This is a genomic window from Saccharopolyspora sp. NPDC045941 (genome assembly GCF_056431445.1).
The window spans coordinates 66592-92054 of sequence record NZ_JBWKKU010000002.1 but is presented as its reverse complement, the minus strand read 5'-3'; the positions used below and the strand labels follow the sequence as shown (position 1 = coordinate 92054).

26 protein-coding genes are annotated in these 25463 nt (G+C 70.6%); 16 read left to right on the top strand and 10 right to left on the bottom strand.

Features of this window, described 5'->3' with window-relative positions; genetic code table 11:
• Nucleotides 1-18: 18 nt before the first annotated feature.
• On the bottom strand, nucleotides 19-1047 hold the full coding sequence (locus tag AC07FN_RS02220; RefSeq protein ID WP_478393954.1) for an ABC transporter permease: 1029 nt from the start codon (nucleotides 1045-1047) through the stop codon (nucleotides 19-21).
• Nucleotides 1044-2636 carry a sugar ABC transporter ATP-binding protein gene (locus AC07FN_RS02215; protein WP_478393953.1) on the bottom strand — a complete coding sequence of 531 codons (1593 nt, stop codon included), beginning with the start codon at nucleotides 2634-2636 and terminating at the stop codon, nucleotides 1044-1046. The genes AC07FN_RS02220 and AC07FN_RS02215 overlap by 4 nt, the downstream gene beginning before the upstream one ends.
• 238 nt (nucleotides 2637-2874) lie before the next feature.
• On the opposite strand from AC07FN_RS02215, the gene AC07FN_RS02210 reads away from it, so the two are divergent.
• Nucleotides 2875-3750: a DUF6542 domain-containing protein gene (locus tag AC07FN_RS02210; protein ID WP_478393952.1), complete on the top strand. Its 876-nt coding sequence runs from the start codon at nucleotides 2875-2877 to the stop codon at nucleotides 3748-3750.
• 59 nt (nucleotides 3751-3809) lie between these two features.
• Here the strand turns inward: AC07FN_RS02210 and AC07FN_RS02205 are convergent, their stop codons facing one another.
• Complete coding sequence (locus AC07FN_RS02205) at nucleotides 3810-4829, bottom strand: 4-hydroxy-3-methylbut-2-enyl diphosphate reductase (RefSeq protein ID WP_358575133.1); 1020 nt, start codon at nucleotides 4827-4829, stop codon at nucleotides 3810-3812.
• Between the two features lie 283 nt (nucleotides 4830-5112).
• Here AC07FN_RS02205 and AC07FN_RS02200 point away from each other — a divergent pair, with 283 nt between their 5' ends.
• From AC07FN_RS02200 to AC07FN_RS02185, 4 genes are all read left to right on the top strand, one after another.
• Nucleotides 5113-5559: a lipid droplet-associated protein gene (locus AC07FN_RS02200; RefSeq protein WP_478393951.1), complete on the top strand. Its 447-nt coding sequence runs from the start codon at nucleotides 5113-5115 to the stop codon at nucleotides 5557-5559.
• 74 nt (nucleotides 5560-5633) lie between these two features.
• Complete coding sequence (xseA, locus tag AC07FN_RS02195; protein ID WP_478394080.1) at nucleotides 5634-6860, top strand: exodeoxyribonuclease VII large subunit; 1227 nt, start codon at nucleotides 5634-5636, stop codon at nucleotides 6858-6860.
• A gap of 14 nt (nucleotides 6861-6874) precedes the next feature.
• Complete coding sequence (locus tag AC07FN_RS02190) at nucleotides 6875-7294, top strand: hypothetical protein (protein WP_452614747.1); 420 nt, start codon at nucleotides 6875-6877, stop codon at nucleotides 7292-7294.
• Between the two features lie 35 nt (nucleotides 7295-7329).
• Nucleotides 7330-7545 carry an exodeoxyribonuclease VII small subunit gene (locus AC07FN_RS02185; protein WP_452614840.1) on the top strand — a complete coding sequence of 72 codons (216 nt, stop codon included), beginning with the start codon at nucleotides 7330-7332 and terminating at the stop codon, nucleotides 7543-7545.
• Nucleotides 7546-7866: 321 nt separating this feature from the next.
• Here the strand turns inward: AC07FN_RS02185 and AC07FN_RS02180 are convergent, their stop codons facing one another.
• Nucleotides 7867-8460 carry a DUF4245 domain-containing protein gene (locus AC07FN_RS02180; protein WP_478393950.1) on the bottom strand — a complete coding sequence of 198 codons (594 nt, stop codon included), beginning with the start codon at nucleotides 8458-8460 and terminating at the stop codon, nucleotides 7867-7869.
• Nucleotides 8461-8639: 179 nt separating this feature from the next.
• On the opposite strand from AC07FN_RS02180, the gene glpX reads away from it, so the two are divergent.
• Nucleotides 8640-9674: a class II fructose-bisphosphatase gene (gene glpX, locus AC07FN_RS02175; protein WP_478393949.1), complete on the top strand. Its 1035-nt coding sequence runs from the start codon at nucleotides 8640-8642 to the stop codon at nucleotides 9672-9674.
• Between the two features lie 211 nt (nucleotides 9675-9885).
• A complete protein-coding gene (locus tag AC07FN_RS02170) occupies nucleotides 9886-10632 on the top strand; it encodes a S1 family peptidase (protein ID WP_478393948.1) in 747 nt (248 codons plus the stop codon).
• A gap of 77 nt (nucleotides 10633-10709) precedes the next feature.
• Here AC07FN_RS02170 and AC07FN_RS02165 read toward each other — a convergent pair whose 3' ends face one another.
• A complete protein-coding gene (locus tag AC07FN_RS02165) occupies nucleotides 10710-11693 on the bottom strand; it encodes an NAD(P)/FAD-dependent oxidoreductase (RefSeq protein ID WP_478393947.1) in 984 nt (327 codons plus the stop codon).
• 197 nt (nucleotides 11694-11890) lie between these two features.
• On the opposite strand from AC07FN_RS02165, the gene AC07FN_RS02160 reads away from it, so the two are divergent.
• Entirely contained in the window at nucleotides 11891-12652 is a 762-nt protein-coding gene (locus tag AC07FN_RS02160; protein ID WP_478394079.1) for a S1 family peptidase, read from the top strand.
• A gap of 178 nt (nucleotides 12653-12830) precedes the next feature.
• Nucleotides 12831-14225 carry a class II fumarate hydratase gene (locus AC07FN_RS02155; RefSeq protein WP_478393946.1) on the top strand — a complete coding sequence of 465 codons (1395 nt, stop codon included), beginning with the start codon at nucleotides 12831-12833 and terminating at the stop codon, nucleotides 14223-14225.
• 78 nt (nucleotides 14226-14303) lie between these two features.
• Here AC07FN_RS02155 and AC07FN_RS02150 read toward each other — a convergent pair whose 3' ends face one another.
• Complete coding sequence (locus AC07FN_RS02150) at nucleotides 14304-14474, bottom strand: DUF397 domain-containing protein (protein WP_478394078.1); 171 nt, start codon at nucleotides 14472-14474, stop codon at nucleotides 14304-14306.
• Nucleotides 14475-14545: 71 nt separating this feature from the next.
• Here AC07FN_RS02150 and AC07FN_RS02145 point away from each other — a divergent pair, with 71 nt between their 5' ends.
• The 4 genes from AC07FN_RS02145 to AC07FN_RS02130 all read left to right on the top strand — a co-directional run bounded on the left by AC07FN_RS02145 (nucleotide 14546) and on the right by AC07FN_RS02130 (nucleotide 18941).
• Nucleotides 14546-16060, top strand: a complete 1515-nt coding sequence (locus AC07FN_RS02145; protein WP_478393945.1) for an ATP-dependent DNA ligase — start codon at nucleotides 14546-14548, stop codon at nucleotides 16058-16060.
• 12 nt (nucleotides 16061-16072) lie between these two features.
• Complete coding sequence (locus tag AC07FN_RS02140; RefSeq protein ID WP_132483071.1) at nucleotides 16073-16486, top strand: DUF4288 domain-containing protein; 414 nt, start codon at nucleotides 16073-16075, stop codon at nucleotides 16484-16486.
• A gap of 159 nt (nucleotides 16487-16645) precedes the next feature.
• The gene (locus tag AC07FN_RS02135; protein WP_478393944.1) at nucleotides 16646-17203 is read left to right on the top strand and encodes a hypothetical protein; all 558 of its coding nucleotides are present in this window, start codon (nucleotides 16646-16648) and stop codon (nucleotides 17201-17203) included.
• A 298-nt stretch (nucleotides 17204-17501) separates the two neighbouring features.
• A complete protein-coding gene (locus tag AC07FN_RS02130) occupies nucleotides 17502-18941 on the top strand; it encodes a GuaB1 family IMP dehydrogenase-related protein (RefSeq protein ID WP_478393943.1) in 1440 nt (479 codons plus the stop codon).
• A 42-nt stretch (nucleotides 18942-18983) separates the two neighbouring features.
• On the opposite strand, the gene AC07FN_RS02125 is transcribed toward AC07FN_RS02130, so the two are convergent.
• A complete protein-coding gene (locus AC07FN_RS02125; protein WP_478394077.1) occupies nucleotides 18984-20327 on the bottom strand; it encodes a PhoH family protein in 1344 nt (447 codons plus the stop codon).
• Between the two features lie 493 nt (nucleotides 20328-20820).
• Nucleotides 20821-22035: a DUF885 domain-containing protein gene (locus AC07FN_RS02120; protein WP_478393942.1), complete on the bottom strand. Its 1215-nt coding sequence runs from the start codon at nucleotides 22033-22035 to the stop codon at nucleotides 20821-20823.
• A gap of 259 nt (nucleotides 22036-22294) precedes the next feature.
• Here AC07FN_RS02120 and AC07FN_RS02115 point away from each other — a divergent pair, with 259 nt between their 5' ends.
• Both AC07FN_RS02115 and AC07FN_RS02110 read left to right on the top strand, forming a co-directional pair.
• Nucleotides 22295-22540: a hypothetical protein gene (locus AC07FN_RS02115; protein WP_478393941.1), complete on the top strand. Its 246-nt coding sequence runs from the start codon at nucleotides 22295-22297 to the stop codon at nucleotides 22538-22540.
• Between the two features lie 311 nt (nucleotides 22541-22851).
• Entirely contained in the window at nucleotides 22852-23097 is a 246-nt protein-coding gene (locus tag AC07FN_RS02110; RefSeq protein ID WP_478393940.1) for a hypothetical protein, read from the top strand.
• A gap of 64 nt (nucleotides 23098-23161) precedes the next feature.
• Here AC07FN_RS02110 and AC07FN_RS02105 read toward each other — a convergent pair whose 3' ends face one another.
• Nucleotides 23162-23938: an isoprenyl transferase gene (locus tag AC07FN_RS02105; RefSeq protein WP_478393939.1), complete on the bottom strand. Its 777-nt coding sequence runs from the start codon at nucleotides 23936-23938 to the stop codon at nucleotides 23162-23164.
• Nucleotides 23939-24114: 176 nt separating this feature from the next.
• Between AC07FN_RS02105 and trhA the strand changes: the two genes are divergently transcribed.
• Nucleotides 24115-24792: a PAQR family membrane homeostasis protein TrhA gene (gene trhA, locus AC07FN_RS02100; RefSeq protein ID WP_452614734.1), complete on the top strand. Its 678-nt coding sequence runs from the start codon at nucleotides 24115-24117 to the stop codon at nucleotides 24790-24792.
• 60 nt (nucleotides 24793-24852) lie between these two features.
• On the opposite strand, the gene AC07FN_RS02095 is transcribed toward trhA, so the two are convergent.
• Nucleotides 24853-25446, bottom strand: a complete 594-nt coding sequence (locus AC07FN_RS02095) for a hypothetical protein (RefSeq protein WP_478392945.1) — start codon at nucleotides 25444-25446, stop codon at nucleotides 24853-24855.
• Nucleotides 25447-25463: the final 17 nt, after the last annotated feature.

The window sequence follows — 25463 nt, the reverse complement described above, 5'->3', positions numbered from 1 at the left end:
TCCTCCCGGACGAGGGTTTCAGGACGTCGGTCGCAGGCGCTGCAACGCCGCCGCCGCGACGATCACCAGGCCCTTGATCAGCAGTTGCAGGTCGGTGTTGACGCTGTTGAGGCTGAGGATGTTGTTCAGGATGCCGAGCAGCAGCGCACCGGCGATGGTGCCGATCACCGAGCCCCGGCCACCGGCCAGGCTGGTGCCGCCGACCACCACGGCGGCGATTCCGTCGAGTTCGTAAGCGATTCCGTCGTTCGGGCTGCCCGCGTTCAACTGGCCTGCGTGCACGATCCCGGCCAGCGCGGCGCAGAACCCGGCGATACCGAAGGCGATGATCTTGACCCGGTTCACCGGCACGCCGGAAAGCCGGGCGGCCTTCTCGTTGCCGCCGATGGCGTAGAGGTGGCGGGAATAGGCGCTGCCGCGCAGGAACAGGATCGCGACGATGGCGACCACCGCGAAGATCAGCGCCGGGATCGGCACCACGCCGCCGAAGGTGCGCTCCCCGAGCAGGGAGAACAGCATCGGCGCCTGGCCCGGCCCGTCACCGTAGGAGATCTGCACCGTCTCGCCACCGGACCACATCCGCGCCAGGCCGCGCGCGATCTGCAGGCCGGCCAAGGTGACGATGAAGGCCTGCACGCCGAGCAACGCGACAGCGGTGCCCTGCAGCAGGCCGAAGACGATGCCCGCGAGCAGCACCAGCGCGACGGTGGCCCAGACGCCGTAGCCGTCCTCGACCATCAGCACGGCCGAACCCACCGCCGCCAACCCGAGCACCGAGCCGACCGACAGGTCGATGCCGCCGATCAGGATCACGAAGGTCAGCCCGATCGCGATGATCCCGATCTCGGACACCGCGCGCACGATGTTGAACAGGTTGTCGCTGGTCAGGAACAGGATCTGCCCGTCGTTGCGGGGCGAGAAGACCACCGCCGCCAGGAACACCGCGACCAGGCCGAAGAAGCTCTGGAACCGGAACAGCGTGGCCACGACGTTCGTCCGCCGCGGCGCGACGGATTCCGCGGGCCGTTCCTCCGTCTGGTTGCTCACCGCGCTCCTCCCCCAGTGCTCTGCCGCCCGGTGCCGACGACCGGTCCGGCCCCGCCGACCGCCACGCCCTCGCCCATGGCGGCCGCCAGCAATTCCGCTTCGCCGACGTCGGCGGTGTCGAACTCGGCCACGCTGCGGCCTGCGCGCAGCACCACCACCCGGTGGCACACGCCGACCAGCTCCGGCAGCTCCGAGGACGCCAGCAGCACCCCGATGCCGCGTCCGGCGATCTCGCCGAGCAGCTGGTAGATCTCCGACTTCGCGCCGATGTCCACGCCGCGGGTCGGATCGTCCAGCAGCAGCAACCGCGGCTCGGTCAGCAACATCCGGCCGAAGACGACCTTCTGCTGATTCCCGCCGGAAAGGGTGCCGACCGGGTCGAGGATCCGGCCGAGCTTGATCTTGAGCTGCTGCACGCTGCGCTCGGTGGCGGACACCTCGGCGCGGCGGCGCACCAGCCCGGCCACGCCGAGCCGGTCCAGCACCGAGAGGACCGTGTTGGCCAGCACCGAATGCTCCAGCACCAGCCCGGAGCTCCTGCGGTCCTCCGGCACGAAGGCGATGCCCTCGCGCAACGCGCGGTGCGGACCCCTCGGCCGCACCGGGCGCCCGTCGAGGGACACCTCCCCCTCCCACGTGCCGGAGGACCCCGCCCCGAACAGCGATTCCAGCAGTTCGGTGCGACCTGAGCCGAGCAACCCGCACAGCCCGACGATCTCCCCGCGACGCACGGTCAGATCGATGCCGTCGGGTTCCCGGCGACCCACCCGCGGCCGGCGCGGGCGGACGGCGAACCCGGACACCGACAGCAGCTCTTCGCCGATGGCGCCGCTCTCGGCGCGGAACATCGTCTGCACCGAACGGCCCACCATGGCCTCGGCGGCCTGCTCCGCGGTCAGCTTCCGGGCGTCGAACTCCGCGACTTTGCGGCCGTTGCGCAACACGGTGGCGCGGTCGGCGACGCGGCCGATTTCGTCCATCCGGTGCGAGATGTAGACGATGCCGGTGCCGCCGCGGCGCAGCTCGGCGATCACCGCGAACAGCCGCTCGACCTCCGTGCTGGACAGCGCCGACGTCGGCTCGTCCATGATCAGCACCTTCGCGTCCAGCGCCAGGGCGCGGGCGATGGTCACCAGCTGCTGCTCGCCGACGCGCAGCTCGCCGACCGGCCGCAGCGGGTCCAGGTCGATGCCGGTGCGGCGCAGCAGCTCGCGGGTGCGCACGGCCATCTTCCGGCGGTCCACCACGCCGAAGCGGTTGCGCAGCTCGCGGCCGAGGTAGAGGTTCTCGGCGACGCTCAGCCCGGGCACCAGGTCGAGCTCCTGGTGGATCATCGCGACCCCGGCGTGCTGCGCGTCGGCCGGCTTGCCGAACTGCACCGCCCGGCCTTCGATCGAGATCGACCCAGCGTGATCGACGACGTCGCCGGAGAGCACCTTCATCAGCGTGCTCTTGCCCGCGCCGTTCTCGCCCAGCAGCGCGTGCACCTCGCCGGCGCGGACTTCCAGGTCCACGCCGTCACAGGCGAGCACACCCCCATAGCGCTTGGTTATGCCGGTCATCTCGACCAGCGGTGGCGCCGTGCTCATAGCACCCCCGTCACGCCGCTCGCGAATCGTGAGAAAACGATTGCCCGGACGCTAAAATGGTCACGCTACCTGTGTCAAGGTTCACACACCCGCCCAAGTGACAGGGCATCCATTCGGCTGCACCGACATCACATGGCGGTCACGTCGGCGGGGTCGCAGGTAACCCAACGTGCATTAACTCGCAAGTTCCGGAAGAGGGCTCTCGGCCCGGGGTACTGGACCGTTACCGTTGGGACTCGTGACCGCGATCCGCGATAGCCAGAGCGCCCCACCCCCCAGCAGCGGCGCCTCCCAGTGGTCGACGCGCTCCGCATTCGGGGCGAAGGGCGTGCCGCTCTGGGGAGCCGTGCTGCTGGCTGCCGTCCCGACCGCGGTCGGCACAATCCTCGACATCCTGCTCTGGTCGCAGCCCGACATCCTGTTCAAGGCGTGCTTCTTCGTCGGCTGCGTGCTGGCCGTGCTGCTGGTCAAACGCCGCAGCGTGTTCGGACCGATGGTCCAACCGCCGCTCGTGCTCACCATCGTCATGCCGCTGCTGGTACTGATCACCGGCAGCGGGATCACCGCGGGCGCCGGCGTCACCGCCAAGGCGCTCGCCATCGCGCGACCGCTGATCAGCAGCTTCCCGATCATGGCGGGCGCCACCATCGTCTCCCTTGGCATCGGCCTCGTCCGCATGTTCGTTACCCAGCGGACCCGGCCCCGCCCCGAGATCGCGGACAGCGACGCGGCGACCAAGAAGCGCCGCCCTGTCGCGCCGACGCGCAAGAAGCCGGCCGAAGAGGTCAAGAAGCGGCGGCCCGAAGAGCGCGAACGCACCAGGAAACCGCGCGCCGACGACGCAGCGCGCCCGCAGCGAGCCCAAGCGGAGCGCGGGCGGGCCCAGGCCCCCGGGCGGCCGCGCAGCGGCGATGCGTCCGGCCGGGCACGAGGCGACGCGCCCGGCAGGGCACGCGGAGCCGAGCCGCGGCCGGAGCGCGACGGGCGCGCGGTGCCGCCGCGGCGGGGCGCAGCCCCGCGGCAGGCGCCCGGGCGGCCGCGGGCGGCGGAGCCGCCGCAGGGGGAGCCGCCCCGGCGACCCCGGCGGCCGCGACGGGACGAGCAGTTCGGGTGAGCCGGGACTGAAGAGGGGGCATCCGCGCAGCGCGGATGCCCCCTTTTTTCGCTACTCGGTCAGCGGACGCCCTTGGGCTTGTCCGGGTTCTCGTCGAGGTCCTTGCGGAGCTCCCGCGGCAGCGCGAAGCTGATCTTCTCGTTGGCCGTGGTGACCTCGTCCACCTGGTTCCAGCCGCGCTCGGCCAGGTGGTCCAGCACCTGCAGCACCAGCACGTCCGGCACCGACGCACCGCTGGTCACGCCGACGGTGGTGACGCCGTCCAGCCAGGCCTCGTCGATCTGGTTCGCGAAGTCCACGAGGTGCGCGTCGGACGCGCCCGCCTGCAGCGCCACCTCGACCAGGCGCTTGGAGTTCGAGGAGTTCTGCGAGCCGACGACGATCACCAGGTCGCACTCCGGCGCCATCGCCTTCACCGCGTACTGCCGGTTGGAGGTCGCGTAGCAGATGTCGTCGCTCGGCGGCGCCTGCAGGCCCGGGAACCGCTCCTTGAGCTGGTCGACCCGCTCCATCGTCTCGTCCACGCTGAGCGTGGTCTGCGACAGCCACACGACCTTGCTCGGGTCGCGGACCTCGACCTTGTCGACGTCCTCCGGCTTGTCGACCAGCTGCACGCGGTCCGGGGCCTCGCCCGCGGTGCCCTCGACCTCCTCGTGGCCCTCGTGGCCGATCAGCAGGATGTCGTAGTCCTCGCGGGCGAACCGGTTGACTTCCTTGTGCACCTTGGTGACCAGCGGGCAGGTCGCGTCGATGGTGCGCAGGTTGCGCTGCGCGGCTTCCGCGTGCACCGCCGGGGACACGCCGTGCGCGGAGAACACCACGAGCGCGCCTTCCGGCACCTCGTCGGTCTCGTCCACGAAGATCACGCCGCGCTCGGACAGCGTTTCCACCACGTGCCGGTTGTGCACGATCTCCTTGCGCACGTAGATCGGCGCGCCATAGGTCTCCAGTGCCTTCTCGACGGTGATCACCGCGCGGTCGACACCTGCGCAGTACCCGCGCGGCTTGGCCAGCAGGACCCGCTTGGCCGGCCGGGCGTCCTGGTCAACGAGGTCAGTGGCCTCGGGCGAGGTCGTCATACCGCCAAGGGTACGGACCGCGCCCAATGAGCTCAGCCCCGCAGTGGCCCGCCTGCTCCAGATCACAGTCGTGCGGCGGTCCCCGACTGGAGTTCCATCCGCCGCCTCACCACGGGCGTCCGCAACTTCAATGGAAATCAGAGGTTCGATTTCAATGGAAATTGCGGCGAGACCCGGTGCCGAGCCGAGTCCGCGGTCGAGCGGCGGTCCTGCAGCCTGCCCCAGATCACAGTCGTGCGACGAGGCGATGGCTTCGCGGGCCCGAGTGCGGCAGGCTGGGCGCATGTCATCGTTCCCCCTGCCGGTGCGGATCGCCGCCGGGCTCGCCGCCACCGCCGTCGAGCAGGCCCGCCAGCTGCCGGCCACCCTGATCGGCCTGCCGGTCACCGTGGCCAGCCAGGCGCTGCAGGCATCGATGCGGATCCAGCAGCAGATCACCGAGCTGGCGATCAAGGGCGATGAGGCCCTCGCCGGGCTGCGCCCCCCTGAGGAGCAGCCCGCCTGGGCGACCTTCGACGAGGACGAACCGACCGAGCCGGCCGTGCTGTCCGAAGACCTGTCGGTGCTGCCCGACTACGATCACCTGACGCTGCCGCAGCTGCGGGGCCGGCTCCGCTCGTTCTCCGAGGCGGAGCTGGCCGAACTGCTGGCCTACGAGCAGCGGCACGGTCAGCGGCCGGAGTTCGTCCGCATGCTCCATAACCGCCTCGACCGCCTGCGCAACCAGTGACCCGAGAAGACCCCGGCAGTCTCGCCTGAGACTGCGGCCCCGGCCACGCGGCCGGGAAGCACCGAGGAGTGACGCTGAGTTCCCCGACCAGTCCCGAGGAGCCGTGGCCGGTACGGACCGTGGCGCGCAAGATCGCCGACTGGATCAACCGGCTCGGCACGATCTGGGTGGAAGGGCAGATCACCCAGATCTCGCTGCGCCCCGGCGCGGCCACCGCGTTCCTGACGCTGCGCGACCCGTCCGCCGACGTCTCGCTGACGCTCACCTGCGCCGCCGCGATGCTGCGCAAGATGGAGCCGCCGCTGACCGACGGCAGCCGGGTCGTGGTGCACGGCAAGCCGACGTTCTTCGTCGGCCGGGGCACGCTGAGCCTGCGGGTCGACGAGATCCGCGCGGTCGGCATCGGCGAACTGCTGGCCCGCATCGAACGGCTCCGCCAGCTGCTGAAGGCCGAGGGCCTGTTCGACCCGGCGCGCAAGCGGCCGCTGCCGTTCCTGCCGAACCGGGTGGGGCTGATCACCGGCCGCGCCTCGGCCGCGGAGCACGACGTGCTGACCAACGCGCAGCTGCGCTGGCCCGCGGTGCAGTTCGAGGTGCGCAACGTCGCCGTGCAGGGTTCAACCGCGGTGCCGCAGATCCTGACGGCGCTGCAGGAGCTGGACCGGATGCCGGAGATCGACGTGATCGTGCTGGCGCGCGGCGGCGGCAGCGTCGAAGACCTGCTGCCGTTCTCCGACGAAGCGCTGTGCCGCGCGGTGTCCGCCTGCCGCACGCCGGTGGTCAGCGCCATCGGGCACGAGCCGGACTCGCCGCTGGTGGACCACGTCGCCGACGTGCGCTGCTCGACGCCGACCGGCGCGGGCAAGCGGGTGGTGCCGGACGTCGCCGAGGAGACGCAGCGGATCCACCAGCTGCGCGACCGCGCCCGCCGCGCACTGCACGGCTGGGTCGACCGGGAGCGCCGGCTGCTCGACGCGCTGCGCAGCCGCCCGGTGCTGGCCGACCCGATCGGGCCGCTGGAACGGCGCGCCGAACAGGTCGAGCTGATGCGCGACCGCACCCGCCGCGCGATGACCACCGCCCTGAACACCGAGCGACACGCGCTGACCGCGACTCGATCTCGCTTGACGACCTTGGGTCCGGCGGCCACGCTGGCTCGTGGATACGCAATCGTGCAGCGCGTCGAGGACGGCGTGGACGGCGTCCTCCGATCGGTCGAGGAGGCGCCACCGGGAACTCGACTGCGGGTGCGGGTCGTTGACGGAGCGATCCAGGCAGTCGTACCGGACCGAGCAGGCTGAACAGGACTGAGAACGTGCACCCGAAGCAGGAACCATCGTTCCTCCCCCTGACCATCGGCGTCGCGAGGTCGGCGACCGACGGCTCGGCGCTGCTGCGGAACGGGGCCGGCGAGGTGCGCCGCTGCGCCGAGGCGGCGGACGCCGCGGCCGTCGGCTGCTGGGCCGCGCTGCTGGGCGGCTGCCAGTCCGCCGAGCGCAAGGACCTGCCGTCGCGCCTGCGCGCGCTCGCCGAGGCCACCTCCGGGTACGTGGGGGCCGGGTGGTGGGCCGCTTCGGCGCACCGCCGTAGGGTCGCGGAGGCGCAGTTGCGCATCAACGACGCGGTGCGCGAGGGCGACGGTGCCGAGTTCGCGGAGGCGTTCGTCGGCTACGACCAGGCGATCGCCACCGCGGTGGTGTCCGTGCAGAACAACGTGGAGAGTCCGACCCCGTGACGGCGAACGATCAGCAGGACGAGCACTTCGACCCGGTGGCCGAGCACCCCGAGGTCGCCGAGCTCGGCTACGAGCAGGCCCGCGACCAGCTGGCCGAGGTGGTCAAGCAGCTGGAGGCCGGCGGCCTCTCGCTGGAGGACTCGCTGTCGCTGTGGGAGCGGGGCGAAGCCCTGGCCGCGGTCTGCGAACGCCACCTGGCGGGAGCCCGCGAGCGCGTGGAGCGAGCCCTGGCGGCCGTCGAACAGGACTGACCAAGGCCTTCGCCGCACCCTCCCAGCACGCAGTTTCAATTGAAACTGCGCACTTCAGGGCACTTTCCCCACTGGATACCACCACAGGGTGCAACAGTTTCAATTGAAACTGCGCTCGGGCCTGGGCACGTGCCCGACTGCAGTTTCAATGAGCGTTTTTCATCCTGGTCGGCCCGCAGCCGCGGATCGCAAAGCTGCACGTCGATGAGGTTGGGCATACATAAGTCAGGGCACCCACAGACCAGGGAGCCTCTGAGGTTCCGCTACCCACACCGCCACGCAAAACGAGGTTGGAAAAACCTCAATTGAAACTTCGGCCGGTCAGGCTCCGGGCGGGGCGTTGATGGCCGCTTCGGCGAGGGCTCGGAACTCCGCCTCGTCGGCATTGCCGGTGATCAGCAGCCGGACTCCGTCGCGCTCCGCCACCCAGGCCTGCTCGCCGCGCACGCTGTCGTAGACCACCCACTGCCGCTCCGCGGCGTCGACCGTGCCCCTGGCGTGCGGCGCCTGCCGCGTCTCGCTCTCGACCAGCTCGTCCTCGGCGGCCGTCGACTGCGCCAGGCGCAGGTACCGGCCGCCGCCGGTCAGCCACCCGACCCGCACGACCTGCGCGTGGGAGGCGAGCGTGGTCACGTTCGCCGCGTTGGCCCGCCAGTTCGCGGGCAGGTTCGGTTCGAGGACCGGGAAGTCCACCCGCCCCGCCGCGCGCCGCAGCTCGGCGGGCACGTCGACCGTCGGCACCGGGCCGCCCTGGATCGACGGGCCGCCCGGGTTGAACGAGCACTGCCCCGCCAGCCCGGCGATCCCGAAGGCCACCAGCACCATCGGCAGCAGGGCGAACACCATCGCCGACACGGTCCGGGGCGGACGGGATGCGGGCGGTTGCTGGTTGCGGGGTTCGGCCACGACTCTCATGCTCTCACCGGCCGACCAACGGCCCGCCAGGCGGCCGAGCAGTAGTGGGCTGCCCCACGAGGGAGCTCCGACGGGCCCGCCGATCTGCGAAGATCGGGGGCAACGAGCCTGAGCGCGGGCCTGGATCCCGCCGTCCTCGGGCAGTGGAACCTGAAAACCGCTCACCACCGGGAGGCGCGATGAGCACCGAACGACACCGCGAAGCACCGGACCGCAACCTGGCGATGGAACTGGTCCGCGTGACCGAGGCCGCGGCGATGGCCGCGGGGCGCTGGGTCGGCCGCGGCGACAAGAACGCCGGCGACGGCGCCGCGGTCGACGCGATGCGCAAGCTCATCGGGACCGTGTCCATGCGCGGCGTCGTGGTCATCGGCGAGGGCGAGAAGGACGAAGCCCCGATGCTCTACAACGGCGAGCAGGTCGGCAACGGCGAAGGCCCGGACTGCGACGTCGCGGTCGACCCGATCGACGGGACGACGCTGCTCAGCAAGGGCATGCCGAACGCGCTGGCGGTGCTCGCGGTGTCCGAGCGCGGCACCATGTTCGACCCGTCCGCCGTGTTCTACATGGAGAAGATGGCGGTCGGGCCGGAGGCCGCCGGGGTCGTGGACCTGACCGCCCCGATCGCGGAGAACATCCGCCGGGTCGCCAAGGCCAAGCACATCGACGTCTCCGACGTCACGGTGTGCATCCTGGACCGCCCGCGGCACGAGCAGATCGTCAAGGACGTCCGCGAGGCCGGCGCGCGCATCCAGTTCATCTCCGACGGCGACGTGGCGGGCGCGATCGCGGCCGCGCGGCCGGGCAGCGGCGTCGACATGCTGCTGGGCATCGGCGGCACCCCGGAGGGCATCATCGCCGCCTGCGCGCTGAAGTGCCTCGGCGGCGAGATCCAGACGCGGCTGTGGCCGCGGGACGACGCCGAGCGGGCGAAGCTCCGCGACTCCGGGCACGACGTGAACCAGGTGCTGACCACTTCGGACCTGGTGCGCGGCGACAACATGTTCTTCTGCGCCACCGGCATCACCGACGGCGCGCTGCTCAAGGGCGTGCACTACCGCGCCAACCGGTGCACGACGCAGTCGATCGTGATGCGCTCCAAGTCCGGCACGGTCCGGGTGATCGAGGGCCAGCACAAGCTGTCCAAGCTGCGCGAGTACGCCGACGTCGACCTCGGCGAGAGCGACACTCCGCTGCACGGGCTGCTGCCCTGAGCGGGTGACACCACCGGGAAATTGGCAAAAACTCGCCGATTGCCCGGAATGAAGCCGTTTTCCGAGCGGTGACCTGCGGTTTCGACCGCGGGTCACCGCTTTCGACGTTATCGACCTCATCCCTTCGTGGGTACGCCGATGGGATGGCTCCGCTTACCGTCTGTGCCCAGCCCGGCCAGTGGTGCCGGACACACGGGAGGATTCGACGGACATGCGGAAGCGTTCGGTTCTGATCGGAGCCATCGCCGCGGTCGGCGCGATCGGTGCACTCGGTCTGCCCGCGGTGGCGGCACCCAGCGACGTCAACCCGTACATCGTCGGCGGCCACGACGCCACCGAGGAGTACTCGTTCATGGTGTCGCTGCAGCAGCAGGGCCAGCACGGTTGTGGCGGCTCGCTGATCAAGCCCGACTGGGTGGTCACCGCCGCGCACTGCGTGCAGGGCGGCGGCCAGTTCAGCGTCCGGGTCGGCAGCAACGACCACACCAGCGGTGGCGAAGAGGCCAACGTGACCAACGTGCAGACGCACCCCTCCGGCGACATCGCCGTGCTGCAGCTCGACCGCCAGCTGCAGGCCACCCCGATCAAGATCGCCGCCGACTCGGGCGCGGCGGGCACCGCGACCCGGATCATCGGCTGGGGCCAGACCTGCGCCGAGCCCGGCTGCGGCCCGGCTCCGCAGACGCTGCAGGAGCTGGACACCCAGGTCGTCGACGACGGCACCTGCAGCGGCATCGACGGCCAGGGCGAGATCTGCACGGACAACCCGAACGGCAACTCGGGCGCCTGCTACGGCGACTCGGGCGGCCCGCAGATCAAGGGCACGCCGGGCAACTGGGAGCTGATCGGCGCGACCAGCCGGTCCGGCAACGGCGACTCGACCTGCGCCACCGGTCCGTCGATCTACACCGACGTCGTCGCCTACGCGGACTGGGTCAACCAGAACACCGGCGGCTGATGCCGCTTCGGGTGGCTCCGCTCCACCCGAGAACTCACCAGGGCACGGCGCGATTCCGCGCCGTGCCCTGGTGTTCGTCAGCCCATGTTCGAGGAGTGGCCGGGGAACAGGTGGGCGTCCGGGTTGAGCTCCACGGCGATGTTGTTGACCGCCGTGGCCGCCTCTCCGAAGCCGGTGGCGATCAGCTTGACCTTGCCCGGGTACGCCGCGACGTCGCCCGCCGCGTACACCCGCGACCGGCTGGTCCGCATCGCGCTGTCGACCAGGATCGCGCGCTTCTCCAGCGCCAGGCCCCACTCCTCGATCGGCCCCAGGTCGGCGGTGAAGCCCAGCGCGGCCACCACCGTCTGCGCCGGCAGCACCCGGCGCTGCCCGTCGCCGAGCTCGATCTCCACCTCGCGCACGCCGGTGTCGTCGCCGCGGACCTCCGCGACCTCCGCCGGGGTGATGAGCGGGACGCCCAGGTCCTCGACCTTGCCCACCAGGCCCGAATGCGCGCGGAACCGGGTGCGGCGGTGCACCAGGGTCACGCTGCGGGCCACCGGGTGCAGGGCCAGCGCCCAGTCGAACGCGGAATCGCCGCCGCCGACCACCACCACGTCGTGTCCACTGTGCACGGACAGCTCCGGGATGAAGTGCACGACGCCACGACCGACCCAGTCGCCGCCGGCGGGCAGCGGACGCGGGGTGAACTCGCCGATCCCGGCGGTGACCAGCACCGCGCCGGCGCGCACCGCCTCTCCCCCGCCGACCCCGACGAGCAGCCCACCATCCACATCGGACATATCGGTCGCGGGCCTGCCGAGCAGGTACTCCGGGGCGTACTGACCGGCCTGCTTCACCAGCGCGGCAACCAGATCGCGGCCGCGCACCTCGGGGAACCCGGCCACGTCGAAGATCATCTTCTCCGGGTACATCGCGGTCACCTGGCCGCCTGGCTCGGGCAGCGCGTCGACCACCGCCACCGACAACCCGCGGAATCCCGCGTAGTAGGCGGCGAACAAACCGGTCGGACCCGCGCCCACGATCAGCAGATCGACCTCATGCGACACCGCGGTCATGCCCACCACCTCGTCGTCGACCGTGTGGACACACCCAGGCTAGCCGGATCTCCGCCGTGATGTCCGCATCACGGCGAGCGCTGCACCAGAACGGCGAACTCGCTTCCGCAGTTGGCGGTACCCGTTCGGCGAACCCGCCCTTACGTTCACCGAAAAGGGGATCACGTCGGGGAGGACTGCCCGTGAAGAGGAAATCCATGCTGCTCGCCGGCCTCGCGGCCGTCGCGCTGGGCGCCGGGCTGCTGCCCGCCACCGCGAGCGCCGCGGACGATCCGGGTGCGCTGATCGTCGGCGGCCACGACGCGACCGAGCAGTACGACTGGATGGCGTCGCTGCAGCGCGCCGGGAACCACAGCTGCGGGGCTTCCCTGATCGACCAGCAGTGGGTGCTCACCGCCGCGCACTGCGTGCAGGACGTCACCCCCGCCGACCTCGGTCTGCGGATCGGCAGCCCGGACCACACCACCGGCGGCACCGAGGCCGGCGTCGCCGAGATCGTGGTGCACCCGGACTACGCCACCAAGAACCCCAACGGCGACATCGCGCTGCTGAAGCTGGACCGCGCCGTGTCGCAGACGCCGGTCGAGATCGCCGACGCCTCCGGCCCGGACGGAACCGCGTCGCGCATCATCGGCTGGGGCGTGACCTGCCCGGTCCGCGGCTGCGGCCAGCCGCCCGCGCAGCTGCAGGAGCTGGAGACCAAGGTCGTCCCCGACGGCCAGTGCTCGCTGAGCGGGGTCGACGGCGCGACCGAGATCTGCACCGGGAGCAACGAGCTGCTGGCCAACGCCTGCTTCGGCGACTCCGGCGGCCCGCAGCTCGAAGGCCAGCCCGGCGACTGGAAGCTGACCGGCGTCACCAGCCGCCTCGGCAGCCTGATCCCGGTGTGCGGCACGGCCCCGTCGATCTACACCGACGCGACGGCCTACAAGGACTGGATCGCCGCCACCATCGGCTGATCTTCTCCGACGCGAAGGGCGCCTTCCTCGAAGGTGCCCTTCGTGCTTTCCCGGCGCTGCGAGATGCGGCACCTTCATCGGTCCAGTGAGGACGTTGGGGTGCTCCGGGCCACAGATCGGCCGCCGAGTGGGGCGGGCCACGCTGACCGGGAGGCCCTTCCAGCGGGACACTTTCGGTATGGCTGAACAGGATTACCGGATCGAGCACGACACGATGGGCGAGGTGCGGGTTCCCGTCGACGCCCTGTACCGCGCGCAGACGCAGCGAGCCGTCGAGAACTTCCCGATCTCCGGCCGGGGCCTGGAACGGTCCCAGATCCGCGCGCTCGGCCTGCTGAAGGCCGCCGCGGCCCGCGTCAACGGCCGGCTCGGGGTGCTGGATGCCGACGTGGCCGAGGCGATCGCGGCCGCGGCCGACGAGGTCGCCGAGGGCGCCCACGACGCGCACTTCCCGATCGACGTGTTCCAGACCGGTTCCGGCACGTCGTCGAACATGAACGCCAACGAGGTCATCGCCACCCTGGCGTCCCGGCGGCTCGGCCGCGACGTGCACCCCAACGACCACGTCAACGCCTCGCAGTCGTCCAACGACACCTTCCCGACGACCATCCACGTCGCGGCCACCGAAGCGGTGCTCACCGACGTCATCCCGGCGCTGGACCACCTCGCCACGACCATCGAGGGTCGCGCCGCGGAGTGGACCGAGGTCGTCAAGTCCGGCCGCACCCACCTGATGGACGCGGTGCCGATCACGCTGGCCCAGGAGGCCGGCGCGTGGGCCTCGCAGGTGCGCTACGGGATCGAGCGGCTGCAGGGCGGCCTGCCGCGGCTCGGCGAGCTGGCGATCGGCGGCACCGCCGTCGGATCGGGCCTCAACGCCCCGGCCGGGTTCGGCGCAGCGGTCGCCGCGGAGCTTGCGGAGGTCACCGGGCTGCCGCTAGCCGAGGCCCGCGACCACTTCGAGGCGCAGGCCGCGCAGGACTCGGTGGTGGAGATCTCCGGCGACCTCCGCACCGTCGCGGTCAGCCTCACCAAGATCGCCAACGACCTGCGCTGGCTGGGCTCCGGCCCGCGCACCGGGCTGGCCGAGCTGGCGCTGCCGGACCTGCAGCCGGGCTCGTCGATCATGCCGGGCAAGGTCAACCCGGTGATCCCGGAGGCCACCCTGCAGGTGGTGGCGCAGGTGATCGGCAACGACGCGGCGGTGGCGTTCGCCGGTTCGCAGGGCAACTTCCAGCTCAACGTGATGCTGCCGGTGATCGCGCGCAACGTGCTGGAGTCGGCGCGACTGCTGGCCGCGGTGTCGCGGCTGCTGGCCGACAAGGTGTTCGCGGGCGTGCAGGTCAACGTCGAGCAGGCCCAGGCCTACGCCGAGGGTTCGCCGTCGATCGTCACGCCGCTGAACCGCTACATCGGTTACGAGGAGGCGGCCGCGGTCGCCAAGCAGGCGCTCAAGGAGCGCAAGACGATCCGCGAGGTGGTCCTGGAACGCGGCCACGTCGACGCGGGCAAGCTCACCCTGGAGCAGCTGGACGAGGCCCTCGACGTCCTCCGCATGGCCAACGGCGGCTGACGCGGCCGAGCGGACGGGGCCTTCGACCGAGCAAGAAGCCAGTCGAAGGCGCCCTTCGCGCATCACCGGACCAGGTAGTCACCCGCCGGGCCGATCGGCCTCGACGGCAGCTGAGCAGCTCGACCACGAGGCCGGTTCGACGACGAACACAGGTCCGCTCGGATCCTTCGAATCGCGGATCGCTGTCACGCCGGGGATGTTCAGCGCAACCTCGACGCATTCACCGCCGCTTTCAAGCGGTCCGGGCAGTCCCCCAGCTCGGCGAAAACGTCGGAACGCATCGATGCCGCTGTGTCAGCCGTCAGGCGCACCATGGGCGCATGGTGCTTCTCGCAGATGTGGTGACGACCTCGCGCGAGGTCTCGGCGACGCGTTCCCGCAAGGCGAAGACCTCCGCGATCGCCGGGCTGCTCGCGCGGCTCGACGCCGAGGAGGTCCGCCCGGCGACGGCGTTGCTGGCCGGTGAGCTGCCCGGCGGACGGGCCGGCGTCGGCTGGTCCACGCTGGCCGCGCTCGACGTCGAACCGGCTCCCGAGCCCACCCTGACGATCATCGATGTCGACTCGGCGATCGGCGCGGTGCGGCTGATCAGTGGTGCCGGCTCCGGACAGCGCCGGACCGAGGCGCTGTCCGGGCTGCTCGGCAAGGCACCCGCCGACGAGCAGGAGTTCCTGGTGCGGCTCCTCGGCGGCGAGCTCCGGCAGGGTGCGCTGGAGGGCGTGATGATCGAGGCCATCGCCGCTGCGGCCGGTGTCCCGACCGAGGCGGTGCGGCGGGCGTTCATGCTTTCCGGCCGGCTGCCCGCGACCGCCGAGGCCGCGCTGCGCGGGGGCGAACCGGCGCTCGCCGAGTTCCGCCTGGAGATGGGGCGGCCCGTCCGGCCGATGCTGGCCTCGCCCGCGGAAACCCTGGACGCCGCGCTCGACGAGCTCGGCGAGGTCAGCGTCGAGTACAAATTGGACGGTGCGCGTATCCAGGTGCACCGCGACGGCGACGACGTGCACGTCTACACCCGGACGCTGCGCGAGATCACCGGCAACGTGCCCGAACTCGTCGAGCTGGTGCGTGGCCTGAACTGCCGGGCGGTGGTGCTGGACGGCGAGACGCTCGCGCTCGACGACGCCGGGCGCCCCAGGCCGTTCCAGGAAACGATGGGCCGGTTCGGCGCCCAGAACTCGCGCGATCTCCTGCTGCATCCGTACTTCTTCGACTGCCTGCACCTCGACGGCGAAGACCTGCTCGACCTGCCGCTGCGGCAGCGCCTCGACGCGTTGGACCGGGTCGCGCCGCAGCACCGGATCCCCGCGACCCTGTCGCCGTCGGCGGATCGCGCGGCCGCGCTGTTCGACGAGGCACTGGACGCCGGGCACGAAGGCGTCATGGTCAAGGCGCTGGACTCGACGTACGCGGCGGGGCGGCGCGGCCGCTCGTGGCGGAAGGTCAAGCCCGAGCACACCCTGGACCTGATCGTGCTCGCGGCCGAATGGGGTCACGGCCGGCGGCGCGGCTTCCTGTCGAACCTGCACCTGGGCGCGCGGGATCCCGACGGCGGCCCGCCGATCATGGTCGGCAAGACGTTCAAGGGCCTCACCGACGAACTGCTGGCCTGGCAGACCGCGGAGTTCCAGCGCCGCGAGTCCCACCGCGACGACTGGACCGTCCACGTCGCGCCGGAACTCGTCGTGGAGATCGAGCTCGACGGTGTGCAGACCAGCACCCGCTACCCCGGCGGCGTCGCGCTGCGCTTCGCCCGCGTGCTGCGCTACCGGCCCGACAAGGACGCGGCGTCGGCCGACAGCATCGAGGCGGTTCGCGCCATGCTGCCGGGCGGGTGAGATCCTGACGGCATGAGCGGCAACGACTTCGACGAGATCGGCTCGATCAACATCGGACCGGGCACCATCAGCCCGCGCGACTTCCAGGCGGACGCGGTCGAGCTGGACTACTACGTCGCGGTCCTGGTCCTGGAGGCCACCTCGGACGCGGCCGACCACGAGCCGCTGTACGAGGAATCCTTCGTGCTGCTCAAGGCGGAATCCGAAGAAGAGGCGAAGGAAAAGGCCGTCGAGCACGGCAAGCAGCAGGAGACCAGCTACCAGAACGAGAACCACGAACTGATCACCTGGAAGCTGAAGCAGATCATCGAGGTGAAACCCCTCGAAGACGCCACCTTCGACGACGGCACGGAACTCTACGGCCGCTTCTTCCGCAATTACCAGGCATACAGCTCCTTCGAACCCCTAACGGAAGAAGAAGCCTGAAAACGCAGAGGCCGGGGTCCCACCATCCGGCGGGGAGTCCCGGCGTACTTCCACGTACCTCGGTACGTAGCCGAGCGGAATTTAGCAGGGTCGAGTCGGCAATCACCACCGGGTGTATCGATTTGATCTCGAACTGCAGTTCTCGCTTCACTACGGCACGTGTTCGTCCACGCCTACGTCGATGAGTCCTACGACCTGACCATCGGCGTCTACATCCTCACGGCCAGCATCGTCGACTACTCCGATGCCGAAGACATCCGATGCATGCTCCGCGAGCTTCGACGGGGCGGAGGAAAGCTCCACTGGAGCAAGGAACCTGCCAACCGACGCGACGAGATCGTCAAGACCGTGAGCACGCTCAGTCTGACAACCGTTTCGGTGATTGGAAGCTCCGCGGCCTTGCGCCCCGAACGCAGCCGACGCAAGTGCATGGAGGTCTTGCTGCCCGAGCTGGAGAGCGCTGGCGTCGACGCCGTGCACTTCGAGGCACGACAGGAACGAAACAACAAACAGGACAAGGAACTCATCGCCACGTGCCGCGTGAAGCGAATCTTGTCGAACCGGATCCAAATCGATTTCGTCCCCGGCGGAACCGAGCCGTTGCTGTGGCTCCCCGACATCACCTGCGGGATTCTCTTGGCCACCGAACGTGGCGATGACAGCTATATTGAGCAGCTCGGCCACGCAGCCAGGCAGTTGAAGATTGCAGCGAACTGATACAAAAGCCCCAGAAAACGCAGAGGCCGGGGTCCCGCCTCCGGCGGGGGGTCCCGGCGTACTTCCACGTACCTCGGTACGCGGCCGATGCAAGTGTAACAACAGCCATACCTCTTGCATCAACTCCAGGCCGTCAACCGATCCAGTGATCTTGATTCTACGCCCGAATGCAGCGGCCGAATTCCGCCCGGGAAAACGCGGCGCACCCCCGGAGCCGGAGAGCACGGCCGTGATCAGGCTAGGCCGTTCCGGCTTCGGGAGGCGACTGGGGGCGTCCGACCCCGTATGGTGGTGAAACGTGCAGTTCTTGAACGGGCAGCAGCCCTCCACCGACCTGACCTACGACGACGTCTTCCTGGCGCCCCGGCGCTCCGGCGTCGAGTCCCGCTTCGACGTGGACCTCGCCACCAGCGACGGGACCGGCGCCACCCTGCCGATCGTGGTCGCCAACATGACCGCCGTGGCCGGCCGCCGGATGGCGGAGACCGTCGCCCGGCGCGGCGGCCTGGTCGTTCTGCCGCAGGACGTCGACCCCAGTGCGGTCGCCGAGATCACCGCCTGGGTCAAGGCGCGGCACCCCGTGTGGGACACCCCGCTGGTGTTGCACGCCGATGACGCCGTCGCCGACGCCATCAACCTCCTGCCCAAGCGCGCCCACGGTGCCGTCGTGGTCGTCGACGACGACAACCGGCCGCTCGGGGTCGTGGGCGAGGCGGCCTGCACCGGCGTCGACCGGTTCGCGCGGGTCGGCGAGGTCGCCGACCGGCACCCGGTCGTCCTGCCGCTGGAGACCAAGCCCCGCGAGGTGTTCGAGCAGCTCGACCAGCACGCGCGCAACGTCGCGATCGCGGTCGACGCCGACGGTCAGCTGGCCGGGATCATGACCAGCCGCGGCGCGCTGCGCGCCGAGATCTACACCCCGGCGCTGGACGACGCCGGCCGGCTGCGCGTGGCGGCGGCGGTCGGGGTCAACGGCGATGTCGCAGCGAAGACGTCCGCGCTGCTGGAGGCCGGGGTCGACACGCTGGTCGTGGACACCGCGCACGGCCACCAGGAGAAGATGATCTCCGCGCTGCAGGCGGTCCGCTCGGCCGGCCCGCGGGTTCCGGTGGTGGCCGGGAACGTGGTGACCGCCGAGGGCGTGCGCGATCTCGTCGAGGCGGGCGCCGACGTGATCAAGGTCGGTGTCGGGCCGGGCGCGATGTGCACGACGCGGATGATGACCGGCGTCGGCCGGCCGCAGTTCTCCGCCGTCGCCGAATGCGCCGCCGAGGCTCGGCGGCTCGGCAAGCACGTCTGGGCCGACGGCGGCGTCCGGCACCCGCGCGACGTGGCGTTGGCGCTGGCCGCCGGCGCGGCGTCGGTGATGGTCGGCTCGTGGTTCGCGGGCACCTACGAATCGCCCGGTGACCTGCAGCGCGACGAGCACGGCCGGGCGTACAAGGAGTCCTTCGGCATGGCGTCGAAGCGCGCCGTGTCCGCCCGGACCCGCAGCGACAACGCGTTCGACCAGGCCCGCAAGGCGCTGTTCGAGGAGGGCATCTCCAGCTCGCGGATGCGGCTGGACCCGCAGCGGCCGAGCGTCGAGGACCTGCTGGACCAGATCACCTCCGGCCTGCGCTCGTCCTGCACCTACGCGGGCGCACGCAGCCTGGAGGACTTCTACGACCGCGCGCTGGTCGGCATCCAGTCCGCCGCCGGCTTCGCCGAGGGCAGGCCGCTGCCCGCCGGCTGGTGATCGAGCGGGGCGCCGCTCGACGAGCGGCGCCCCACCTCGTGATCAGGGCGTGAAGTCCCCTTCCAGGAGTTCGGTGACCAGGGCCGCGATCGGCGAACGCTCCGAGCGGGTCAGGGTCACGTGGGCGAACAAGGGGTGGCCCTTGAGCTTCTCGATCACCGCCGCGATGCCGTCGTGGCGACCCACCCGGAGGTTGTCGCGCTGGGCGACGTCGTGGGTCAGGACCACCCGGGAGTTCGCGCCCAGCCTGGACAGCACCGTGAGCAGCACGTTGCGTTCCAGGGACTGCGCCTCGTCGACGATGACGAACGCGTCGTGCAGCGACCGGCCGCGGATGTGGGTCAGCGGCAGGACCTCAAGCATGCCGCGATCCATCACCTCGTCCAGCACGTTTTCGCTGGCCAGCGCGCCGAGGGTGTCGAACACCGCCTGCGCCCACGGCGCCATCTTCTCGTTCTCGGTTCCCGGCAGGTAGCCGAGTTCCTGACCGCCGACCGCGTACACCGGCCGGAACACCACGACCTTGCGGTGCTGCTGCCGCTCCAGCACCGACTCCAGGCCCGCGCACAGCGCGAGCGCGGACTTGCCGGTCCCGGCCCGGCCGCCCAGCGACACGATCCCGACCTCCGGGTCGAGCAGCAGCTCCAGGGCGATCCGCTGCTCCGCGGAGCGGCCGTGCAGGCCGAACACCTCCCGGTCGCCGCGCACCAGCCGGACCTGCTTGTCCGCGGTCACCCGGCCCAGCGCGCTCTGCGAGCCGCAGAGCAGCCGCACCCCGGTGTTCGGTGGCAGGTCCCGGGCCTCGTCGAGATCGGCGATGCCTTCCTTGAACAGGACGTCCACCGATTCCGACGCAGCCTCGACGTCGGCCATCCCGGTCCAACCCGAGGACACCACGTCCTGCGCGCGGTACTCCTCGGCGTCCAGGGCGACCGCCGCCGCCTTGACCCGCAGCGGCATGTCCTTGGTCACCAGCGTGACCCGGTGTCCCTCGGCGGCCAGGTTCAGCGAACAGGCCAGGATCCGGGCGTCGTTGGAGTCCGTGCGGAACCCCGGCGGCAGCACCTGCGGGTCGGAGTGGTTCAACTCGACGTGCAGTCTGCCGCCGGACGTGCCGACCGGAACCGGCTCGTCGAGCCGACCGTGCTGGATTCGCAGGTCGTCGAGGCCGCGGAGGGCTTCTCTGGCGAACCAGCCGAGTTCGGGGTGGTGGCGTTTGCCTTCCAGTTCACCGATCACCACCACCGGGAGCACGACGTTGTGCTCGGCGAAGCGGGACATCGCCCACGGATCGGACAGCAGCACCGAGGTGTCCAGCACGTAGGTGCGGATTTCGGTGTCACCGGGTTGCGTGCTGCTCGCGGACTCGCCGCTACGGGCTGGGATCTCCGCTTGGGGCTGGGAACGTCGTGCGGTCACGGCTACTCCCTCGCGGGCGTGGCATGCACACCCGCTCGTCGGCGGGCCGGGCCTGCCCCCGTCGCGCCCCGGCCGGACCGGTAGTCCGCCGTGGCCGCAGGGGCCGGGCACCGGCCCTTCGCGACCAAGGTGGACGTGGTAACCGTCCGCTCCAGCCATCAGGCACGATCAGGGCCTCCCGGACGGGCCGCGTTCGGACTTGCACTGGGAACGGCCCGTCATCAGCGACGCTACCGGCGGGATTGCATCTCGGCAGGCAGCCACACAGGTGATTCGCCGATTGGTCAACTTTTCTTCACATGGCACGGGATTCGCCCAGGTCACGGATTCGCCGACGGATCAGGGCCAAGGCCGATCCGGGTCCGGCAGCAGGTCAGGACCCCTCCGCGGCCCGGCGCGGATCCGGCACGCCACGTGATCATGACTACGCCATTCGGGTGATCTTCACCGGGTGAACGGCTCAGACGCGGGCCGCCAGCTCGGCCCGGACGGCCTCGGGCACCAGCGGCTCGTCAAGCAACCGGCGATAACGATCGGCGCTCGATGTGCCCGCCGGGCGGTTCTCCAGCCAGCGCCGCAACAGCCGGTAGCCCTCGACGTAGGTGGTGGTGTAGGCGCGCCACAGCGGATCGCGCATGAACCGCATGAGGTGCCGCGCCCGCTGGTCCGACATCAGCAGCCAGCGCTGCAGGTACGCGGAGACCTCCGCCTCGTCCGCGCCGTCGGCGTGCAGCATCAGCAGGGCGTCCTGGCGGACCGTCAGCAGGCGGCTCATCGCGAGCTCCAGCCGCTCCGACAGCTCACCTTCCATCCGGATGCCCAGGTCCGCGAAGATCTCCGCCGCCCACGGGCCCCAGCCCGGCCCCACGACCGCCCGCAGGCCCAGATCGGCGAGGCCTTCGGCCATCAGGCACTGCGGGGTGTTGACCAGGAAGATCGTGTGCTCGGCCTGGGCGTCCCGGATCGCCAGGCCGGCCTCCTTGCGGCAGTGCTCGGTGTGGTGGCCCGGGTAGGACTCGTGCGCGACGAGCTGCGGCAGGTTCGCGGCCCGGTGCCCGACGTCGGCGTTCACGGCCACCCGCGACCGGTAGTCGCCGACGTAGTGGTTGAAGCCGCTCCAGGGCTTGTCGGTCACGATCTGGTACTCGACGACCTCCTGGACCGGCAGGCCGAAGCGGCGGCGCACGCGATCGCGCAGCGCGCTCGAAAGTGCCTGGACGCAGACCTTGAGCCGGTCGGCGGGCACCGCGTCCCGGCTGCGGACGGCGGCCAAGCGCGCGGGCAGCGAGCCCCGGCCGGGCAGCAGCTCGGACAGCAGGCGGTGCGCCTCGCAGTACTCGTCCTGATCGCCGAGCGCCGGCGTGACCTGGAAGTACGCCTCCACTTCCGCCGGGAACGGCACCTGCTCGCCGGCCAGCTTGCGCCCGGAGCACTCCAGCGCGGTGAGCTGCGCGGCGAGGAACCGGCGGCGCGGTTCGGCCAGGCCGGATTCCGGCAGCGCGGCGAGCAGCCGGCGCGCGTCGGCGGTCAGCCGCGCCGGGTCGGGGCTCGCCTCGTTCTGCACCCGCCGCCGCAGCGCCGGGTCGCCGGTGTAGGAGTCCACGAATCCCTGGACGAGCCGGTCGAATCTGAGCCCGAGGAGCACGTATTCGGCCACGAGTGCTTCGGAGTCCACATCCGGACACTACGCCGCGCACTCGCGGACGCGGAACGGTGGTCCCCGTTTCCGCCCCCGTCGAAACCACGCGCATTTGCCGACGCAACGAAAAGGACGGTCGCGACACCTGAAGATCACACAATGGTGTTAACAAGGTGTCGTTTTTCCACTTTGGCTGGATATCTTTCACGCCGAGCGCATCACCCCGGCTGAACATTGGGGTGCGCAGCCGGGAATTCGATCGCGCTCTTCATCCCATCCAACAAGGAGTTCCCAATTGCTTAAGAAGGCAGCGATCGTCGCTGGTGCCGCCGCCGGCCTGCTGGCCCTGGCCCCCGTCGCCTACGCCGACAGCGCGGACAACGACGGCATCAACGTCCTGAACGACAACAACGTCAGCGTCCTGCCGATCCAGGCCTGCGGCAACAACGTCGCTGTCCTCGGTGCCGTGGTGCCGATCCTGTCGCCGCAGCTGAACAACTGCGTCAACGCGCCGATCGTCGACCACCCCAAGGGCTACTGAACCCAGCGGGCGGATCACCTGGATCTGGTACGCGGAATTAGGTGACGAAAAGGGCGCCGGGCCTGCCCCGGCGCTCCTTTTTGCGTTCCGGAAAACGGGCCAGAAGTCCGCTCGCCACCGGAATTCCGGGCCGCGACGAGCGGAAACGAGATTGGCGTTCACACAATAGTGTTACTGAGTTTGGGAATCCGGCCCGCGACGGGTTAGCTTCTCTGCCGGAACGCGCCAGACTCGATGGCCACCTCGCGGGCTTTCCGAAGTCCCCGGTGTGAACTCCGAATACCGCGGTAATCAAAGGAGAGTGAACCCAAGTGCTGAAGAAGGTTGCGATCGTCGCCGGTGCCGCCGCCGGCCTGCTGGCCCTCGCCCCCGTCGCCTACGCCGACAGCGCGGACAACGACGGCATCAACGTCCTGAACGACAACAACGTCAGCGTCCTGCCGATCCAGGCCTGCGGCAACAACGTCGCCGTGGCCGGCGCCGTCGTGCCGATCCTGTCGCCGCAGCTGAACAACTGCGTCAACGCCCCGATCGTCGACCACCCCAAGGGCCACTGACCCAGGGCGAATCGCGTCGGGAGGGCCAGGTCCTGCGGGACCTGGCCCTCCCGCCGTTCCGGGGTCAGCGGCCCAAGCGGCGGTGCCGGACCGCGTAGTCGCGGAGCGCGCGGGTGAAGTCGACGCGGCGGAAGGCGGGCCAGTACGCCTCCGTGAACCAGAACTCGGAGTGCGCGGACTGCCACAGCATGAAGCCGGACAGCCGCTGCTCCCCCGACGTGCGGATCAGCAGGTCGGGGTCGGGTTGTCCGGACGTGTAGAGGTGCTCGGCGATGTGGTCGACGGTGAGCACCTCGGCGAGCTCTTCGATCGTGGTGCCCGCTTCGGCGTGCTGCTGCAGCAGCTTGCGCACGGCGTCGGCGATCTCCCGGCGCCCGCCGTAGCCGACCGCCACGTTGACCTGCATGCCCGTGCGGCCCTTGGTCCGCAGGGCGGCCGCGGACAGCCGGGCGGCGGTCTCGGTGGGCAGCACGTCGAGGGCGCCGACGATCCGCACCCGCCACGGGGTGGCCGGGTCGGTGAGCTCGTCCACCACTCCGGCGATGATCTCCATCAGCGCGTTCAGCTCTTCGGACGTGCGGTTGAGGTTGTCGGTGGACAGCAGCCACAGCGTGACGACCTCGACCTCGGCCTCGTCGCACCAGCCGAGCAGTTCGGCGATCTTACGGGCGCCGGCCCGGTGTCCGTGGGCGGCGTCCAGGCCGGCTTCCTTGGCCCATCTGCGGTTGCCGTCCAGGATGACGCCGACGTGCCTGGGGTGTTCCGCCCCGTCGAGCTTGCGGCGCAGCCGCCGCTCGTAGACGTCGTAGATGAGTTCTTTCAACCGAACCTTGAGCGCCACGCCCGATGAGCCTACGCGGATGGCGGCGGGCCGCGGCCCCCACCTCAGCTCAGCGTGCGGCGCAGGTCACGGACGGGATGCGCGACACCCCGCCTTCGAGTGCCGTTGGACACTTCCGATCACAGGGGCGGGTGCGAGGTCGCCGCACCGAACCTACGGTCCCGTAACCTCGACGTGTGACTAGCGCCCTCACCGCTCGCCGCCCGACGGCATTCGTCAAGCCGCGGATGCGCGGCTGGATCCACTTCTGGTCGCTGGTGGTGTCCGTCGCCGCCGGTGCCACGCTGATCGCCCTCGCCGCTTCGACCGTGTCGGCCGCCGCCGCGGTGGGCACTTCCATCTACGTCGCGACCGTGCTGGGGCTGTTCGGCGTCAGCGCCCTCTATCACCGCAAGACCTGGAAGACGATCGGCGCGCGCACCTGGATGCGGCGGCTCGACCACTCGATGATCTTCCTGTTCATCGCGGGGACCTACACCCCGTTCGCGATGGTGGCCATGCAGCCCACGACGGGCGCGGTGGTGCTCGCCGTCGTCTGGGGCGGAGCGCTGGGCGGCGTGATCTTGAAGCTCGCCTGGCCCAACGCGCCGCGCTGGGTCGGCGTGCCGGTCTACATCGCGCTCGGCTGGGTCGCCGTGTTCGTGTTCCCCGACCTGCTGCAGAACGCCGGGATGGCGGCCCTGGTGCTGCTGATCGCCGGCGGGCTGATGTACACGGCGGGCGCGATCTTCTACGCGACCCGGTGGCCCGACCCGTGGCCGAAGACCTTCGGCTACCACGAGTTCTTCCACTCGGCGGTGTCGCTGGCGGCGATCTGCCACCACATCGCGATCTGGCTCGCGCTCTACGCCTGACGCGCGTTCCACCAGGTCAGGGCCCGTGCTCACGTTGTGAGCACGGGCCCTTCCGCTTGCTCAGCCGCCCTCGGGGCCGCGGTTGCGCAGTTCGTCGACCTTGGACAGGGCCTCGCGCAATTCGCCCAGCCAGTCCTCGGTGTGCCTGCCGACCAGCCGCACCGCCCAGGCCAGCGCCTCGGACCGGGACCGGGCGACCCCGGCGTCCACCAGCGTGTCCAGCACCATGCGCTCGGGCTGGTGCAGCCTGGTCATCACCGGCACGGACAGCGTGGTGAACAGTTCCTCGGTGCCGCCGAGGCTGGCGCCCCAGGCGACCTTGCGCCCGTAGCGGTGCTCCGCCTGGCGGGCGATCTCGATCCGCTCTTCGCGGGTCTCCTCGCGGAACCGGGCGATCCGCCCGCTCTCCGCTGCGGCGCGCTCGGCGTCGTCGGCGAACTCGCCGTCCACCGGCGGCAATTCACCGACCACCAGGATCTCCTCGCGGTCGACGGTGACCGCCGGGCCGCCGGCGAACCAGCCCTCGGGCAGCCGCCCGGTGAACCAGGCCGTGGCGTCGGCGGCGGTCGGCGGCTCGCTGCGCCGGCCACCGCCAGCCCACGGCGGCCCGCCCCTGCCCCGGCCGCGAGCCGTTCGTCCGAATCTCGAATGCATGACTCCCACCTCCCGAT